Annotated in this window: 9 protein-coding genes; all 9 read left to right on the top strand. The window is 56.6% G+C overall.

The window, feature by feature from the left end:
• Nucleotides 1–150 precede the first annotated feature (150 nt).
• The 9 genes from gcvT to tuf all read left to right on the top strand — a co-directional run bounded on the left by gcvT (nucleotide 151) and on the right by tuf (nucleotide 18555).
• Entirely contained in the window at nucleotides 151–1269 is a 1119-nt protein-coding gene (gene gcvT / locus HMPREF2919_RS02465) for a glycine cleavage system aminomethyltransferase GcvT (RefSeq protein ID WP_070593732.1), read from the top strand.
• A 273-nt stretch (nucleotides 1270–1542) separates the two neighbouring features.
• Nucleotides 1543–3039 carry an L-serine ammonia-lyase gene (locus HMPREF2919_RS02470; protein WP_070666041.1) on the top strand — a complete coding sequence of 499 codons (1497 nt, stop codon included), beginning with the start codon at nucleotides 1543–1545 and terminating at the stop codon, nucleotides 3037–3039.
• A 257-nt stretch (nucleotides 3040–3296) separates the two neighbouring features.
• Complete coding sequence (rpoB, locus tag HMPREF2919_RS02475) at nucleotides 3297–6803, top strand: DNA-directed RNA polymerase subunit beta (RefSeq protein ID WP_049349243.1); 3507 nt, start codon at nucleotides 3297–3299, stop codon at nucleotides 6801–6803.
• A gap of 110 nt (nucleotides 6804–6913) precedes the next feature.
• On the top strand, nucleotides 6914–10816 hold the full coding sequence (locus HMPREF2919_RS02480) for a DNA-directed RNA polymerase subunit beta' (protein WP_049349245.1): 3903 nt from the start codon (nucleotides 6914–6916) through the stop codon (nucleotides 10814–10816).
• Between the two features lie 521 nt (nucleotides 10817–11337).
• The gene (locus HMPREF2919_RS02485) at nucleotides 11338–13443 is read left to right on the top strand and encodes a neutral/alkaline non-lysosomal ceramidase N-terminal domain-containing protein (RefSeq protein WP_049349247.1); all 2106 of its coding nucleotides are present in this window, start codon (nucleotides 11338–11340) and stop codon (nucleotides 13441–13443) included.
• 689 nt (nucleotides 13444–14132) lie between these two features.
• A complete protein-coding gene (gene rpsL, locus HMPREF2919_RS02490; RefSeq protein ID WP_005504939.1) occupies nucleotides 14133–14507 on the top strand; it encodes a 30S ribosomal protein S12 in 375 nt (124 codons plus the stop codon).
• Complete coding sequence (gene rpsG, locus HMPREF2919_RS02495; RefSeq protein WP_005504941.1) at nucleotides 14507–14977, top strand: 30S ribosomal protein S7; 471 nt, start codon at nucleotides 14507–14509, stop codon at nucleotides 14975–14977. Before rpsL ends, rpsG begins: the two co-directional genes overlap by 1 nt.
• A 72-nt stretch (nucleotides 14978–15049) precedes the next feature.
• Nucleotides 15050–17164: an elongation factor G gene (fusA, locus tag HMPREF2919_RS02500; protein WP_049349249.1), complete on the top strand. Its 2115-nt coding sequence runs from the start codon at nucleotides 15050–15052 to the stop codon at nucleotides 17162–17164.
• 200 nt (nucleotides 17165–17364) lie between these two features.
• Nucleotides 17365–18555 (top strand): elongation factor Tu, encoded by a 1191-nt coding sequence (gene tuf / locus HMPREF2919_RS02505; protein ID WP_005508397.1) that lies wholly within the window; start codon nucleotides 17365–17367, stop codon nucleotides 18553–18555.
• The last annotated feature ends 111 nt before the right edge of the window (nucleotides 18556–18666 follow it).

Genomic DNA, 18666 nt, shown 5'->3' on the forward strand with positions numbered 1-18666 from the left:
AGGCTGTAGCGGTCTACCTGCCTCACCCGTCCTCAGGTTTCTGGGGGCGGGTGGGGGTCGCCTCCGCAGCGTATCTCGTGTCTGTGGGGGTGAACTAAATCTACGACGATTGAACGATAACAGCACAAGGCTGTGCGTGAGGAGAACCTAATGTCCCCCAAGAAGACCTCCCTGTACCCGGTTCACGAGAAGCTGGGCGCTTCTTTCACCGACTTTGGTGGCTGGGATATGCCCCTGAAGTATGCTAACGACGTTGCTGAGCACGAGGCTGTCCGTACTCGTGCCGGTATTTTCGACCTGTCTCACATGGGTGAGTTCCGTGTGACCGGCCCGGATGCGGGTGCGTTCCTGGATTACGCTCTGGTGTCGAACATGTCCATCCTGAAGGTTGGTAAGGCGAAGTACTCGATCCTGGTCAACGATAAGGGCGGCGTGATTGACGACCTGATTACTTACCGTCTGGGCGATGAGGAATTCATGGTCGTTCCGAACGCTTCGAACATTGACACTGACTTCGCGGCGATGAGCGAGCGCCTGGGCGATTTTAACGTTGAGTTTGTGAATGAGTCGGATCAGACTTCTCTGGTGGCTGTTCAGGGTCCTCGTGCTGAGGAGATTCTGCTGGCTGCTGGCGTGTCTGATGAAGAGGCTGTCCGTGAGCTGAAGTACTACGCTTCGGTACCGCTGACTGTTGCCGGCGTTGATGTTTTGCTGGCTCGTACCGGTTACACCGGTGAGGATGGCTTCGAGCTGTTCGTTCCGAATGAGAACGCTGTTGAGCTGTGGGATAAGCTGGCTGCTGCCGGTGAGCCTTTCGGTATGATTCCTGCCGGTCTGGCTTCTCGTGACTCCCTGCGTCTTGAAGCTGGTATGCCGCTGTACGGTAACGAGCTGGGTCTTGAGATTACTCCGTTTGAGTCCGGTTTGGGTCGCCTGGTTGAGATTGCTCTGGAGAAGAAGGCTGCTAACTTTGTGGGTCGTGAGGCTCTGACTGAGTTGGCTAAGAGTGAATCGAAGCGTATCCTGGTTGGTCTGAAGGCTCAGGCGAAGCGTCCTGCTCGTGCCGGTTCTAAGCTGGTGGATGCTGAAGGTAATGAGATTGGTGAGGTTACCTCCGGTATTCCTTCCCCGACTCTGGGCTTCCCGATTGCTATGGCGCTGGTGAACCGTGAGTTCTCTGAGGTTGGCTCTACCGTTGATGTTGATATCCGCGGTAAGCGTGCTCCGTTTGATGTTGTGGCTCTGCCGTTCTACAAGCGTGAGAAGTAAGAGTTTTTCTGCAGATAATCTGTAGGGCAGAGGCGTCGTGTCCCGTGTGGGCACGGCGCCTTTTCTGCGCTGTACTGCGGGGCTGAGTGGCGGGGGAGTGTCGAGATGTTCTAAACCTTAGTTTGTGATGGTTCTGAAGTGCGTTAGGATTAGAGCGGCCAATCAAGGGTGATTGTCCGCACGTAGAGACCGCAGATTGATGTGTGCTTCCTCTGTTGAGGGGCGCGTATCTTTTGGTGCGGTGCACAGACATTTTTATTTGAAGGACAGAACATGGCTATTAACCAGAGCGCACCCAGCAGTGCCCAGAAGAAGGCAGAGGCTCTGCCGTACGACATCAGTGTTTTTGAGATGTTCAGCATTGGTGTGGGTCCTTCGAGCTCGCATACCGTGGGGCCGATGCGCGCTTCGAACCGTTTTGTGGCGGAGCTGATTGATGAGGGCCTGTTGGACCGTGTGACGGGCGTACATGTTGATCTGTATGGTTCGTTGGCGGCTACGGGCGCTGGTCACGGCACGATGAGCGCTGCGTTGAAGGGCTTGTGTGGTTTTGTTCCGGAGACGATTAATATCGCTGATTCTGAGGCGATGATTGAGCGTAATAGCGTGGATGGCACGTTGCCTCTGGCGGGTTACCCCTCCTCTGCTTACGGTGTGAGTGCGCCCGGTGGCGAGGATCAGAAGGTGTACGGCCCGGTGGTGAAGTACCGTGAGCTGGATATGACTCTGCGCCCCCTGACGGTTCTTCCGCGCCATACGAACGGTATGAAGATTGCGGCGTTTGCCGGTGAGCAGCTGCTGTTGGAGCGTACCTACTATTCCATTGGTGGCGGTTTCATTGTTGAGGGTGATGAGGAGGCGACCGGTGGCGCGTCGCTGATGAACCCTCCGTATCCTTTTGGTTCGGCTACTGAGCTGCTGGAGATGGCGAATGAGGCTGGGTTGTCGATTGCGCAGTTGAAGATGGCGAATGAGTGTTCGCTGCGTTCTGAGCAGGAGGTCCGCGATGGCATCTTGCATATCTACCGCGTGATGAAGGAGTGCATTGGCTCTTCTCTGGCACGTGTGGGTTATTTGCCGGGCCCGCTGAAGGTGCGTTGCCGTGCGGGCGCGTGGCATCGCGATTTGATGGTGGAGGATCCTTCGAAGTCTCCTGAGTTCGCTATTGACTGGGTGAATCTGATTGCTTTGGCGGTCAATGAGGAGAACGCTTTTGGTGGTCGCGTGGTGACTGCCCCGACGAATGGTGCTGCGGGTATTATTCCGGCGGTGTTGCATTATGCGATGAACTACACGCAGGGTATTCGCCATTGCGGTCAGGCTGCTCGTGATCAGGCGGTTGTTGATTTCTTCTTGGCGTCTTCTGCTGTGGGTGTGCTGTATAAGAAGCGCGCGTCGATTTCTGGTGCTGAGGTTGGTTGCCAGGGCGAGGTGGGTAGTGCTTCCTCAATGGCTGCAGCCGGTTTGGCACAGGTGATGGGTGGTACTCCTGAGCAGGTTGAGAATGCTGCTGAGATTGCGATGGAGCACAACCTGGGTCTGACCTGTGACCCGGTGGGTGGTTTGGTGCAGATTCCGTGTATTGAGCGTAATGCGATGGCGGCGTCGAATGCTGTGACGGCTGCTCGTATGGCGTTGCGTGGTGATGGTACGCACCGTGTGTCGTTGGATCAGGTGATTGAGACGATGCGTCAGACCGGTTTGGATATGTCTCACCGTTATAAGGAGACGTCTATGGGTGGTTTGGCTGTGAATGTGGTGGAATGCTAGGTGCAGGCTGTGGCAGGTTTGCACTCCTGATGAGGGTGTGGTAGACAGAAGGGATTTCTTCCTGTATCGTTAGTATTTACGCTTTCCCTAACCTTTGTGCCTTCATATAGCGGTGGGCACGGGCTGAAGGTGACGTTTTTCCGTCCGACTCTATAGCTTCGAGCACCGTTCTATTCGGGGGCTGAGGTTGTCGTGTCGCCGGTAATGTCGCCGGGAGGCTGATTGCTAACAGACATGTCTGTGGAAGGATCCCCATTTTGGTCGCTTCGAGCACCTCGAATCATGACGCCGCTAACGGCGCGGAGAACGTCTCCCGCCGAATTTCATTCGCGAAGATTAACGAACCGCTGAAGGTTCCCAACCTGCTTGCTATCCAGACCGATAGCTTCGACCGCCTCGTGGGTAACGAGCGCTGGGCGGAGCGTCTGGAGAAGGCGCAGGCTGCTGGTGACACTTCTGTCCCCGCTCAGTCCGGTCTGGCTGAGATTTTTGAAGAAATCTCCCCGATTCGTGACTTCCAGGAGACTATGCAGCTCTCCTTCTCTGAGCCTGAGTTTGCTGACCCCAAGTACTCTGTTGAGGAGTGCAAGGACCGCGACGCAACCTACTCGGCTCCGCTGTACATTAAGGCTGAATTCATGAACCTCGCTACCGGCGAGGTCAAGCAGCAGACCCTGTTCATGGGTGACTTCCCCCTGATGACCGAGGCCGGTACCTTTGTTATTAACGGTACTGAGCGTGTGGTTGTTTCTCAGCTGGTGCGTTCCCCCGGTGCTTACTTTGAGAAGGCTCCGGACCGTACCTCCGATAAGGACATTTACTCTGCCCGCGTGATTCCTTCCCGCGGTGCATGGTTCGAGCTTGAGATTGATAAGCGCGACCAGGTTGGCGTGCGTCTGGACCGTAAGCGTAAGCAGTCCGTGACTGTTCTGCTGAAGGCTCTGGGCTGGACCGAGTCCAAGATCCTGGCTGAGTTCGGTCAGTACGACTCCATCCGCGCAACCCTGGAGAAGGACTCCGTTAAGGACCGCGACGAGGCTCTGCTGGACATCTACCGCAAGCTGCGTCCGGGCGAACCCCCGACGGTTGAAGCTGCCCAGGCTCTGCTGGACAACATGTACTTCACCCCGCGCCGCTACGACCTGGCGAAGGTTGGTCGTTACAAGCTGAACCGTAAGCTCGGCGTGGACGTTCCCATGGATTCCCCCGAGGCTTCCGTTCTGAGCCAGGACGACATCGCCCAGATGATTCGTTACCTCTGCGCTCTACACGCAGGCGAGACCACCATCCCCGGTGTTCGTGACGGCGAGGAAATCTCCCTCAAGATTGATATCGACGATATTGACCACTTCGGCAACCGTCGTATCCGCACCGTGGGCGAGCTGATTGAGAACCAGATCCGTACCGGTCTGTCCCGTATGGAGCGTGTGGTTCGCGAGCGCATGACCACCCAGGATGTGGACGCTATCACCCCGCAGTCCTTGGTGAACATCCGCCCCGTCGTGGCAGCTATCAAGGAGTTCTTCGGTACTTCTCAGCTGTCGCAGTTCATGGACCAGAACAACCCGCTGGCAGGTCTGACCCACAAGCGTCGTCTGTCCGCACTGGGTCCGGGCGGTCTGTCCCGTGACCGTGCAGGCATGGAAGTTCGAGACGTCCACCCCTCGCACTACGGTCGTATGTGCCCCATTGAAACCCCTGAAGGCCCGAACATTGGTCTGATTGGTTCGCTGGCGACCTACGGTCGCATCAACTCCTTCGGTTTCATTGAGACCCCCTACCGCGTGGTGACTGACGGCCGCGTGACCGATGAGGTCCGCTACCTGACCGCTGACGACGAGAAGTCTGTTGTTATCGCACAGGCAAACGCACCGCTGAACGCTGACCGCACCTTCGCTGAAAACGAGGTTCTCTGCCGTGCGGGCGATGGTTCTGGCGAAGCTGTTCTGGTTGCTCCCGGCGCCGTTCAGTACATGGACGTCTCCCCGCGCCAGATGGTGTCTGTTGCTACCGCTCTGATTCCTTACCTGGAGCACGACGACGCTAACCGAGCACTGATGGGTGCTAACATGCAGCGTCAGGCTGTGCCCCTGCTGGAGTCTGAGGCTCCCGTGGTTGGTACCGGTATGGAGAAGTACGCAGCACTGGACTCCGGTGACTCCGTGCTCGCGAAGAAGCCCGGTGTGGTTTCCTCCGTGGACGCTAAGACCGTTATCGTCCGTAACGACGACGGCTCTGTCTCCACCTACCCGATCATGAAGTTCTCCCGCTCGAACCCGGGTAACTGCTACAACCAGCGCGTTGTGGTGAAGGAAGGCCAGCGCGTCGAATACCGCGACGTTATTGCTGATGGCCCCTCCACCGACGGCGGCGAGCTGGCACTGGGTAAGAACCTGCTCGTGGCATACATGCCGTGGGAAGGCCTGAACTACGAGGATGCGATCATCCTCTCCCAGCGCATGGTTTCTGAGGACGTGCTGACCTCGATTCACATTGAGGAGCACGAGATTGACGCCCGCGACACCAAGCTGGGCCCCGAGGAGATTACCCGCGACATTCCGAACGTGTCCGAGGATGTTCTCTCGGCTCTGGACGAGCGCGGCATCATCCACATCGGTGCTGAGGTTGAGGCTGGCGACATCCTGGTTGGTAAGGTCACCCCCAAGGGCGAGACCGAGCTGACCCCCGAGGAGCGCCTGCTGCGCGCAATCTTCGGTGAGAAGTCTCGCGAGGTTCGCGACACCTCCCTGAAGGTTCCTCACGGTGAGTCCGGTACCGTCATCGGTATCCGCATCTTCGACCGCGAGAGCAACGATGAGGACGATCTGCCCCCGGGCGTGAACCAGCTGGTCCGCGTGTACGTGGCTCAGAAGCGTAAGATTACCGACGGCGACAAGCTCGCAGGCCGCCACGGTAACAAGGGTGTTATTTCCAAGATCCTGCCGATCGAGGATATGCCCTTCCTGGAAGACGGTACCCCCGTGGACGTTATCCTGAACCCGCTGGGTGTGCCCGGTCGTATGAACATTGGTCAGGTTCTGGAAGTCCACACCGGTTGGCTGGCTAAGCAGGGTTGGAAGATTGAGGGCGAGCCCGAATGGCTCAAGCACATGCCGAACTTCCCGAAGGAATCCGGCCCGACCCGCCTGGCAACCCCGGTGTTCGACGGTGCCCACGAGGACGAACTGTTCGACCTCATGGATCACTCGAACCCGAACCGCGATGGCGACCGTCTGATCAACCGTTCCGGTAAGGCACGTCTGATTGACGGCCGTTCCGGTGAGCCGTTCCCGGACCCGATTTCGGTTGGTTACCAGTACATCCTGAAGCTGCACCACCTGGTGGATGACAAGATTCACGCTCGTTCCACCGGTCCGTACTCGATGATTACCCAGCAGCCCCTGGGTGGTAAGGCGCAGTTCGGTGGTCAGCGCTTCGGTGAGATGGAAGTGTGGGCGCTGGAGGCATACGGCGCCGCATACACCCTGCAGGAAATCCTGACCGTCAAGTCCGATGACGTGGCGGGCCGTGTGAAGGTTTACGAGGCTATCGTGAAGGGCGAGAACATCCCTGAGCCGGGTATCCCCGAATCCTTCAAGGTTCTTATCAAGGAAATGCAGTCTCTGTGCCTGAACGTCGAGGTGCTCTCCACCGACGGCAAGATTATTGAGATGAGCGACTCGGAGGAAGAAGGCTTCCGGGCAGCAGAAGATATGGGCGTGAGCCTGACCCACGACGAGCCTAGCTCCGTCGACGAGGCATAAGCACCGCCTCCTTCTAGGGTGGGGAACCCCGCATGCGCTCGCGTGCGTTGTGGGGTTCCCGCCCGCTAACCCAAGTCTTCAGAAACTTACAGAAAGAGATTAGGACCGATATGTCCAACGAATCTTCGCTTGGTTTGATGCGAATTGGCCTCGCCACCGCCGACGACATCCGTCGTTGGTCCTTTGGTGAGGTTAAGAAGCCCGAGACCATCAACTACCGTACCCTGAAGCCCGAGAAGGACGGCCTCTTCGACGAGCGTATCTTCGGCCCCACCAAGGACTGGGAGTGCTACTGCGGTAAGTACAAGCGCGTGCGCTTCAAGGGCATTGTGTGTGAGCGCTGTGGTGTTGAGGTGACCCGCTCTAAGGTACGTCGTGAGCGTATGGGTCACATTGAGCTGGCTGCTCCTGTTACCCACATTTGGTACTTCAAGGGTGTTCCTTCCCGCCTGGGTTACCTGCTGGATCTGGCTCCGAAGGACCTGGAGAAGGTCATTTACTTCGCTGCGTACATGATCACTAAGGTTGACGAGGAAGCTCGTCACGAGGATCTGCCGATGCTGCAGGCTGCTCACGACCGTGAGAAGCAGGAGCTTGAGGCTGCTCTGAACGCTGACGTGAACGCTATCAGCCGTGAGGTTGAGGCGGAGCTGGCTCGTATTGAGGCAGAAGGCGGCAAGGCTGCTGAGAAGCGTAAGCTGCGTGATAACGCTGAGCGTCAGCTCGCGTCGGTACGTAAGCGTTACGAGCGTGAGGCTGAGCACCTGGATCGTGTGTGGGATCGCTTCAAGAACCTGAAGGTCGCTGACCTTGAGGGTGACGAGGCGCTGTACCGTTCCATGATTGATAAGTACGGCCTGTACTTTGAGGGCGCGATGGGCGCAGAGGCTATTAAGAAGCGTCTGGAGTCCTTCGACCTGGAGGCTGAGGCTGAGGCTCTCAAGGAGATTATTCAGACCGGTAAGGGCCAGAAGAAGACCCGCGCCCTGAAGCGCCTGAAGGTTGTTAACGCCTTCTTGACCACTAACAACTCTCCGCTGGGTATGGTCCTGGATGTCGTTCCGGTTATTCCGCCGGAACTGCGCCCGATGGTTCAGCTGGACGGTGGCCGCTTCGCGACCTCCGACCTGAACGACCTGTACCGTCGTGTGATTAACCGTAACAACCGTTTGAAGCGTCTGCTGGAGCTGGGTGCTCCCGAGATTATCGTGAACAACGAGAAGCGTATGCTGCAGGAAGCTGTGGACTCGCTCTTCGATAACGGTCGTCGCGGTCGCCCGGTGACCGGCCCCGGTAACCGCCCCCTGAAGTCTCTGTCTGACATGCTGAAGGGTAAGCAGGGTCGTTTCCGTCAGAACCTGCTCGGTAAGCGTGTTGACTACTCGGGTCGTTCCGTGATTGTGGTTGGTCCTCAGCTGCAGATGCACCAGTGTGGTCTGCCCAAGCAGATGGCGCTGGAGCTGTTCAAGCCCTTCGTTATGAAGCGTCTGGTGGAGCTGAGCCACGCTCAGAACATTAAGAGCGCTAAGCGTATGGTTGAGCGTTTCCGCCCGCAGGTTTGGGACGTTCTGGAAGAGGTTATTGCTGAGCACCCGGTTCTGCTGAACCGTGCACCTACCCTGCACCGCCTCGGTATTCAGGCGTTTGAGCCGAAGCTGGTTGAGGGTAAGGCTATTCAGCTGCACCCGCTGGTTTGCTCCGCGTTCAACGCTGACTTCGATGGTGACCAGATGGCAGTTCATCTGCCGCTGTCTCCTGAGGCTCAGGCTGAGGCTCGTATCCTCATGCTGTCCTCGAACAACATCCTGAAGCCGTCGGATGGCCGCCCTGTGGCTGTTCCTTCGCAGGATATGATTATTGGTCTGTACCACCTGACTACTCCTCGCGATGGTCAGAAGAACGAGGGTCATGCATTCTCCTCGGTGTCTGAGGCTCTGATGGCGATGGATCGTCATGAGATTGAGCTGTACACCAAGGTGAAGATTCGCCTTGATGGTGACCAGTTTGTTGCTCCCGAGGATTGGGAAGCACCGGAGGGTTACCAGCCCGGCGATTCTGTGCTGCTGGACTGCACTGTTGGTCAGGTTCTGTTCAACCAGGCTCTGCCGAAGGATTACCCCTGGTTCTCTGGCGTGGCAGATAAGAAGGGTCTGGGTAGCCTGATTAATGATCTGGCTGAGCGTTACCCGATGGATGTTGTGGCTCGTGCCCTGGATAACCTGAAGAACTCCGGTTTCTACTGGGCTTCTCGTTCGGGCGTGACCGTGGCTGTTTCCGATATTGCTACTCCTTCTGAGAAGCCGGCAATTATGGAGCGCTACGAGAAGCAGGCTGCTGCAATTGAGGACGACTTCGAGATTGGTACCATCGATGACGAAGAGCGTCGTCAGGAGCTGATTAAGGTTTGGACCGAGGCTACCGACGTGGTTGCAGAGGCTATGCGTGAGAACTTGAGCTCTCACGGTGGTCTGAACACCATTTACCGTATGGTGACCTCCGGTGCACGTGGTAACTGGATGCAGGTCCGTCAGATTGCGGGTATCCGTGGTCTGGTGTCGAACCCGAAGGGCGAGATTATGCCTCGCCCGATTAAGTCCTCGTACCGTGAGGGCCTGTCGGTTCTGGAGTACTTCATCGCGACCCACGGTGCACGTAAGGGTCTGGCTGATACCGCGCTGCGTACCGCTAACTCGGGTTACCTGACTCGTCGTCTGGTGGACGTTTCGCAGGACGTTATCGTTCGCGAGCACGACTGTGGCACTCGCCGCGGTTTGGTTCTGCCTCTGATTGATGAGGATGGCGGTCTGCACCAGGATGTTGAGACTTCGATTCACGGTCGTACCCTTGCGGTTGACGTGAAGGACGAGGCTGGCAACGTTCTGGCTGCTGCTGGTTCCGATGTCTCTGATGAGCTCATTGAGAAGCTCTTCAAGGCAGGTGTGAAGGATGTTCGCGTCCGTTCGGTTCTGACCTGTGAGTCCGCTATTGGTGTGTGTGCACTGTGCTACGGTCGTTCGATGGCTTCGAACGTGCTGGTGGACATTGGTGAGGCTGTTGGTATTATTGCGGCTCAGTCGATTGGTGAGCCCGGTACCCAGCTGACCATGCGTACCTTCCACACCGGTGGTGTGGCTTCGGCTGACGATATTACTCAGGGTCTGCCCCGTATTCAGGAGCTGTTCGAGGCTCGTACCCCCAAGGGTGTTGCCCCGATTTCTGAGGTGTCTGGTCGCGTGACCATTGAGGATACTGAGAAGTCCTACAAGATTGTGGTGACCCCGGACGATGGTTCCGAGCCCCAGTCCTACACTGTTCTGCGTCGTGCAGCTTCTAAGCTGCAGAACGGCGATCACGTTCAGGTTGGCGATCAGCTGGCTACCGGTTCTGTTGATCCGAAGGAGGTTCTGCGTATTCGTGGTCCTCGTGAGGCTCAGAAGCACCTGGTGAGCGAGGTTCAGGGCGTGTACAAGTCGCAGGGTGTGGAAATCCACGACAAGCACGTTGAGGTTATTGTTCGCCAGATGCTGCGTCGCGTGACCGTGATTGAGTCCGGTGATACCGATCTGCTGCCTGGTGAGCTGGTTGATAACATTGCTTTCCAGACTGCTAACCGCAAGGCACTGGCTGAGGGTAAGAAGCCCGCAGCTGGCCGTCCGGAAATGATGGGTATTACCAAGGCTTCGCTGGCTACCGAGTCCTGGCTGTCGGCGGCCTCCTTCCAGGAGACCACCCGCGTCCTGACTCAGGCAGCTATGGAGGCGAAGACTGACCCGCTGCTCGGCCTGAAGGAGAACGTGATCATCGGTAAGCTGGTTCCCGCCGGTACCGGTCTGGCACGTTACAACGATATTGAGGTTGAGCCCAGCGCCCAGGCTACTGCTGAGCGTATGCAGGCTCTGGACACTTTTGGTGGTTACCCGAGCGCATTCCAGATGGATAACGAGGTGTACACTTACGGCAACGGCGGCTTTATGGCTGTTTCGCTGGATGAGTACGGTCGTGGTCTGGACTAAGGCTTCTGCCGTGAGGGGCAGGTTGGAGGTTTAGAGACCCGGCTTGGTCCTTGATAAAGAACGCGGATATTCGAGTTTGTCTCGGGTATCCGCGTTCTTTGTTGTTTAACGAATAGGTGGGGGAGAGGCGACTTTCTTTTAACCGGTACTTTAATATTCTTTATCCTTCAGGGGAAGGTTGCATATTTTTTGCCTAGTGGACGGATTTATTTATGAAAAAATTATTGGAGTGCATGATTTTTCAAACTGGGAAAATTTCTTGAATGGGCAAGAAATTAGATGGCGGTCAAATATTGTGAGACCCCTTGTAATTCGCCCTAATAATGCCATATATAGAATACTTGCTCGTTTTTCTTTGGGTTATATAAAGAATAAATATTCTATATTTGAATAATGCTAATTCAACTTGGAAAGCCCTTTGACTAGGTTCTATTCTTGAAAGCATGCATATCACTCCATTCTCTTCCGGACGGGTGACGAATCAGGGTACCCGACTGTCTTCCGGAGCATCTCGACCTCAGATGTCTGAACAGAATTCCTCCTTGTCTGCAGGGGAGCAAAAGCGCTCCTCTGTTTTTTCGCGTTTTAAGGCACCCACCCACTCTCTTGCTCGCATTGGTGCAGCATGCCTTATTGCGGCTTCCGCAGTTCTTCCTGCCGGTCAGGTTGCGACCGCAGCCCCTGCTTCTCAGAGCTCTAGCGCCACCCCCTACCTGGTGGGTGCGGGTGCGGCGGATATTACCGGTGAGCCCGGTGAAGTCGGCTTCATGGGCTATGGTGACTCTTCCCAGAAGGGTAGCGGTGTGCATACTCGCCAGTATGCTCGTGCTTTTATTGCGGTGGATCGCGCCTCGGGTAAGCGCAACCTCATCGTTGTTCTGGACTCTCTGACCGGTTGGCAGTCTCTGCGTGATGAACTGGTGAAGCGCATCCGTGCAGAGTTTGGCTCCGCGTACGACGAGTCGAACATTATGATTACCGCGACCCACACTCATGCGACTCCGGGTGGCATTACGCACCAGAGCCTGTACAACATTACGACTCTGGGTTTCCATCAGGACACCTTCAATGCCCAGGTGGACGGTTCGCTGAAGGCAATCCGCCAGGCGACCAAGGATCTGGCACCGGGTAACCTGACGATTTCGTCTTCGAAGCTGACCGGTGTTGGTGCTAACCGTTCCCGCGAGGCGTTTAATCTGGATTCTCCCCAGTTGCGTTCTAAGTTGCCCGGCGGTACCGATCCGACCAATATGACTCTGCGTCTGGAGCGCAACGGTAAGACTCGTGCGGTGTTGAACTGGTATGCGATTCATCCGACGTCTTTGACCTCGAAGAATACTCTGATTTCGAGTGATAACAAGGGTTATGCGGAGTATCTGCTGGAGACTCAGGATCATGGTGTTGATCGCAATGTTCCCGGTAGCGGTGATGGTTTCGTTGCGGCGTTTGCAAATGCTAATGCTGGTGATGTTTCCCCGAATACTTGGTTGAGGCCTGGTCAGGGTCCCACTAATGACCAGTTCAAGAATGTGAAGATTCAGGGTGAGAAGCAGGCTAATGCTGTGCGTTCTCAGCTCAAGAGCGCGGGTACTCCGGTGGGTAAGGGTCTGGATTCGCGTATTTCGTACTTCAATTTCTCGGGTATGAACGTGGATGCCAAGTACACCGGTAGCGGCCATAATGAGCGCACCTGCCAGGGCTTCCTGGGTACTCCGTTTGGTGCCGGTTCCACTGAGGACGGCGGTGGTGGTTGGGCTGTTTATAAGGAAGGCTCTGGTCGCCCCTCTATTCTGGGTACTTTGGTGTTCACTCCGAGCGCCGCGCAGGCGCGTTGCCAGCAGCCGAAGGGTATTCTCTTCTCTGCAAAAAATGGAACGATCATTCAGGAAAAGTATCCGGTGCAGATTATGCGCTTCGGTGACTACTACCTGCTGGGTATGCCCGGTGAGTTCACCGGTGCGGTAGGTGTGCAATACCGCCAGGATGCTGCCAAGCTTTTCGGTGTTCCCGAATCGCATATTATTCTGCAGGGCTACACCAACGCCTACGACCACTACGTGACGACTCCTGAGGAGTATGACTCTCAGCAGTATGAAGGTGGTGCGACCCTCTTCGGTCGTTACACCTCCAGTGCGTTCCGTCAGACCATTAATGTTGTTGGAACTTCGCTGAAGAACGGCACTCCACTGGGTATTGGCGACCGTCCGAATGATCGTCGCCCGGTAGCCAGCCTGCAGGGTAAGGTCGTCTACGATACCCCCATGTTTGGTATGCGTTACGGCCAGGTCACTCAGCAGCCTCAGGACGCTATTGCCGGCCGCGAAGAGGTAACGGCTCGTTTTGCTGGTGCTCACCCCAATAACAACATGCATCACGATGGTAGCTACTTCGTGATTGAGCGTCGTGTGGGTAATACCTGGAGGTACTACACCGGGGATAACAACCCGGATACCTTCTTTGAATGGAAGCGCATTGGCGTTTCGGCGTCTCAGGTGACGGTTCGCTGGAAGGTGCCGGCTAATACTCCTAAGGGGCAGTACCGCATCCGCTACTACGGCAATGCTAAGAAGAATTCGAAGACTATCACCCCGTTTGAGGGTCAGACTCGAGTCTTCCAGGTGGCGTAGTCTCTTCCAGGTGGCCTAGCCCAGTAGCTACTGTGGCAGACCAATAACTGAATATTCTCTTGCGGGATTGCGGGAGGCGGGTGTAGATATGCGCTCGCCTCCCGTATCTGTTGGGGTCGCCAAGAATCATTGAGAGGTTCTTGGCGGCCTTCTGCTTTAAATTGCGTCAAAGAGGCAAAAGAAACAGAGGTGGTGGAGGAGGCCGCGGGGGAGCGGTAAATCCCAAAGATGTAATTAAGTGAGGTAAATCATCAGTTTTTACCCTTAGATGGGGGCTTAAAAGCAAAGAATCCCTGCTCTGGCGCTAGATTAAGCGGGATTTAACCTGTATAGTCTTATCCGAAGTACTTGAGCTCGGTGCACAAGGATCCACCCCCGGTGGGTTTACGCGGGATATTTCCCGAGGGCACGGGCATGATGAATCAATGGCAGTATGGATACCGTCCTTTGGCGTTGCTTTTTGCTGACGCCTAAATGCCATTTTTAAGCGTGCCCAAAAACTTTTTCACCTCTGATGGTGGGGAATTTTAGCCTTGAGAACTCGCCGAGATGTCGAGGAACCTATAGAAACCAACCGGATATGCATCCGAGCGTTTCTGATAACCGAGAGCACCCATCCAACGTGATGGGGGCCAGTAAGTTTATACGGGATTTTCTAACGAAGAACCCGATCAAGCAACGGAGAAAACGTGCCTACTATTCAGCAGCTGGTCCGTAAGGGCCGGACTCCCAAGGTCGTTAAGACCAAGGCGCCCGCACTGAAGGGCAACCCCATGAAGCGTGGCGTGTGCACCCGTGTGTACACCACCACCCCGAAGAAGCCGAACTCGGCACTGCGTAAGGTCGCTCGTGTCAAGCTCAACGGCGGCGTCGAGGTTACCGCATACATCCCCGGTGAGGGTCACAACCTGCAGGAGCACTCGATCGTGCTCGTTCGCGGTGGTCGTGTGAAGGACCTCCCCGGTGTTCGCTACAAGATCGTTCGTGGCGCTCTGGATACCCAGGGTGTTAAGGGTCGCGGCCAGGCTCGCTCCCGCTACGGCGCTAAGAAGGAGAAGAAGTAATGCCTCGTAAGGGTCCCGCTCCCAAGCGTCCCCTCGTAAACGATCCTGTTTACGGTTCTGCTCTGGTCACTCAGCTGATCAACAAGGTTCTGCTGGATGGCAAGAAGTCCGTCGCAGAGCGCATCGTCTACGGTGCCCTCGAGGGCGTCGAGAAGAAGACCGGTTCTGACCCGGTCGCAACCCTGAAGAAGGCTATGGACAACATTAAGCCTTCTCTCGAGGTTCGCTCCCGCCGCGTTGGCGGTGCAACCTACCAGGTTCCGGTTGAGGTTCGCCCCGGCCGTTCCACCGCTCTGGCTCTCCGCTGGCTCGTTGGCTTCTCCAAGCAGCGCCGCGAGAAGACCATGACTGAGCGTCTGATGAACGAGATCCTGGATGCATCCAATGGTCTCGGTGCCGCTGTGAAGCGTCGCGAGGACACTCACAAGATGGCCGAGTCCAACAAGGCCTTCGCACACTACCGCTGGTAATTCTCCGTTTAGAGCCTGCCGAGTCGATTCGAGTCGGCAGGCTTTCGGAGTATCTCATTTAGGGAGAATAACGTGGCACTTGACGTGTTCACCGACCTTAACAAGGTCCGCAACATCGGTATTATGGCGCACATCGACGCCGGTAAGACCACCACCACTGAGCGCATTCTGTTCTACACCGGTATTAACCACAAGATCGGTGAGACCCACGACGGCGCTTCCACCATGGACTGGATGGCTCAGGAGCAGGAGCGAGGTATTACCATTACCTCCGCAGCAACCACCTGCTTCTGGAAGGACAACCAGATCAACATCATCGACACCCCCGGTCACGTTGACTTCACCGTTGAGGTTGAGCGCTCCCTGCGCGTCCTCGATGGCGCAGTTGCTGTGTTCGACGGCAAGGAAGGTGTTGAGCCCCAGTCTGAGACCGTTTGGCGTCAGGCTGACAAGTACGACGTCCCCCGTATCTGCTTCGTCAACAAGATGGACAAGATGGGTGCGGACTTCTACTTCACCGTTCAGACCATCATCGACCGCCTGGGCGCTCGCCCGCTGGTTGTTCAGCTCCCCATCGGTGCTGAGAGCGACTTCATCGGTGTCGTTGACCTGCTCGAAATGAAGGCATACGTATGGCCCGGCGACGCCAAGGGTGACGTGTCCATGGGTGCCTCCTACGAGGTTCAGGACATTCCTGCTGACCTGGTTGAGAAGGCTGAGCAGTACCGCGCTGAGCTGGTTGAGGCTGTTGCTGAGGCCAACGAAGAGCTCATGGAGAAGTACCTCGAAGAGGGCGAGCTGACCATCCCCGAGATCAAGTCGGGTATCCGTCAGCTGGTTATCTCCGGCGAGGCATTCCCCGTTCTCTGTGGTTCTGCATTCAAGAACCGCGGTGTTCAGCCCATGCTGGACGCTGTGATCGAGTACCTGCCCTCCCCGCTGGACGTTCCGGACGTTGTCGGCTCCAACCCCTCCAACGAGGAAGAGAAGCTGACCCGTAAGGCATCCGCAGACGAGCCCTTCGCAGCACTGGCGTTCAAGGTTGCAGCTCACCCGTTCTACGGTCAGCTGACCTACACCCGTGTGTACTCCGGTACCGCAGCTCAGGGCCAGCAGGTTCTGAACTCCACCAAGGGTAAGAAGGAGCGTATCGGTAAGCTCTTCCAGATGCACTCCAACAAGGAGAACCCTGTTGAGGAGATTACCGCAGGTCACATTTACGCAGCAATCGGTCTGAAGGACACCACCACCGGTGACACCCTGTGCGACCCCGCACACCCGATTGTCCTCGAGTCGATGACCTTCCCCGATCCCGTGATCTTCGTGGCTATTGAGCCCAAGACCAAGGGTGACCAGGAGAAGATGTCCACCGCTATCCAGAAGCTTTCCGCTGAGGACCCCACCTTCACCGTTTCGCTGAACGAAGAAACCGGTCAGACCGAAATTGGTGGTATGGGTGAGCTGCACCTGGACATCATCGTTGACCGTATGAAGCGTGAGTTCAAGGTTGAGGCTAACGTTGGTAAGCCTCAGGTTGCTTACCGCGAGACCATCAAGAAGGCAGTCGAGAAGGTCGACTACACCCACAAGAAGCAGACCGGTGGTTCCGGTCAGTTCGCAAAGGTGCAGGTCTCCTTCGAGCCCCTGCCCCTGGATGGCGAAGAGCTGTACCTGTTCGAGGACAAGGTCACCGGTGGCCGCGTTCCTCGCGAGTACATCCCCTCGGTCGACGCTGGTATCCAGGACGCTATGAAGTTCGGTGTCCTCGCTGGCTACCCGATGGTGGGCGTGAAGGCAACCCTGATCGATGGCGCATACCACGACGTCGACTCCTCCGAAATGGCGTTCAAGATCGCTGGTTCGATGGTCTTCAAGGAAGGCGCTAAGCGCGCTAACCCGGTCCTGCTCGAGCCGCTGATGGACGTTGAGGTTCGTACCCCCGAGGAGTACATGGGCGACGTTATCGGCGACCTGAACTCCCGCCGTGGCCAGGTTCGTTCCATGGAGGACGCATCCGGCGTTAAGATCATCAAGGCTATCGTGCCCCTGACCGAAATGTTCGGTTACATTGGCGACCTGCGTGGTAAGACCCAGGGTCGTGCAGTGTTCTCGATGGCATTCGACAGCTACGGCGAGGTTCCCAAGAACGTCGCTGACGAGATCATCCAGAAGAGCCGCGGCGAGTAATTTTCGCGTCTCACCCGTGGGCCACGGGCTAAAAACCTGTGGCCCACGCTAAAATTTTCAATTAAATCCATTATTGAGAGCATGAACAGTTTCATCTCTGCGGCGTAATCCGCTATTGTAGACGCTAGACCGTTTTATAACGGGATGCGCCGGAGCGAAGATCCGCGTGCATGTTTTCAATCGTTCTAGGAGGAACACTCTTGGCTAAGGCTAAGTTCGAGCGCTCCAAGCCTCACGTTAACGTCGGTACCATTGGTCACGTTGACCACGGTAAGACCACCCTGACCGCAGCAATCTCCAAGGTTCTGGCTGACAAGTACCCGGACCTGAACGAGAAGCGCGACTTCGGTATGATCGACTCCGCTCCCGAGGAGCGCCAGCGCGGTATTACCATTAACATTGCTCACATCGAGTACCAGACCGAGAAGCGCCACTACGCACACGTTGACGCTCCCGGCCACGCTGACTACGTCAAGAACATGATTACCGGTGCGGCTCAGATGGACGGCGCAATCCTCGTGGTTGCTGCTACCGACGGCCCCATGGCACAGACCCGCGAGCACGTTCTGCTCGCTCGCCAGGTTGGCGTCCCCACCCTGCTGGTTGCACTGAACAAGGCAGACATGGTTGACGACGAAGAGCTCCTCGACCTCGTCGAGATGGAGGTCCGTGACCTCCTCTCCTCGCAGGAGTTCGACGGCGACAACGCTCCCGTTGTTCGCGTTTCCGCACTGAAGGCTCTCGAAGGCGACCCCGAGTGGGTTGCTAAGGTCGAGGAGCTCATGGACGCAGTCGACACCTACATTCCGGACCCCGTGCGTGAGAAGGACAAGCCCTTCCTCATGCCCATCGAGGACGTCTTCACCATTACCGGTCGTGGCACCGTTGTTACCGGTCGTGCAGAGCGCGGTACCCTGAAGATCAACTCCGAGGTCGAGATTGTCGGTATCCGTCCGATTCAGAAGACCACCGTTACCGGTATCGAGATGTTCCACAAGCAGCTCGACGAAGCATGGGCAGGCGAGAACTGTGGTCTGCTGCTGCGTGGTCTGAAGCGTGACGATGTTGAGCGTGGTCAGGTTGTCGTGGAGCCGGGCTCCATCACCCCCCACACCGAGTTCGAGGCAAACGTCTACATCCTCTCCAAGGATGAGGGTGGCCGTCACAACCCCTTCTACTCCAACTACCGTCCTCAGTTCTACTTCCGTACCACTGACGTGACCGGCGTTATCACCCTCCCCGAGGGCACCGAGATGGTTATGCCCGGTGACAACACCGAGATGACCGTTACCCTGATCCAGCCCATCGCAATGGAAGAGGGCCTCGGCTTCGCTATCCGTGAGGGTGGCCGCACCGTTGGTTCGGGTCGCGTTACCAAGATCATCAAGTAATTGCCGTAAATTTACGACAATTCGCTAAAGATCTGCCGGAGAGGTAACTCTCCATCAGGTAGCGATACTCAAGGACCCCCGCATCTGCGGGGGTCCTTTTGTTATGCCCTT

Origin of the sequence: Rothia sp. HMSC068E02 (genome assembly GCF_001813565.1) — a bacterium.
Lineage (GTDB): Bacteria > Actinomycetota > Actinomycetes > Actinomycetales > Micrococcaceae > Rothia.

What these genes read in the sequence shown, in the direction of transcription:
- gcvT (WP_070593732.1), top strand. Translation starts at nt 151, where the DNA reads ATGTCCCCCAAGAAGACCTCCCTGTACCCGGTTCACGAGAAGCTGGGC.
- HMPREF2919_RS02470 (WP_070666041.1), top strand. Translation starts at nt 1,543, where the DNA reads ATGGCTATTAACCAGAGCGCACCCAGCAGTGCCCAGAAGAAGGCAGAG.
- HMPREF2919_RS02480 (WP_049349245.1), top strand. Translation starts at nt 6,914, where the DNA reads ATGTCCAACGAATCTTCGCTTGGTTTGATGCGAATTGGCCTCGCCACC.
- HMPREF2919_RS02485 (WP_049349247.1), top strand. Translation starts at nt 11,338, where the DNA reads ATGTCTGAACAGAATTCCTCCTTGTCTGCAGGGGAGCAAAAGCGCTCC.
- rpsG (WP_005504941.1), top strand. Translation starts at nt 14,507, where the DNA reads ATGCCTCGTAAGGGTCCCGCTCCCAAGCGTCCCCTCGTAAACGATCCT.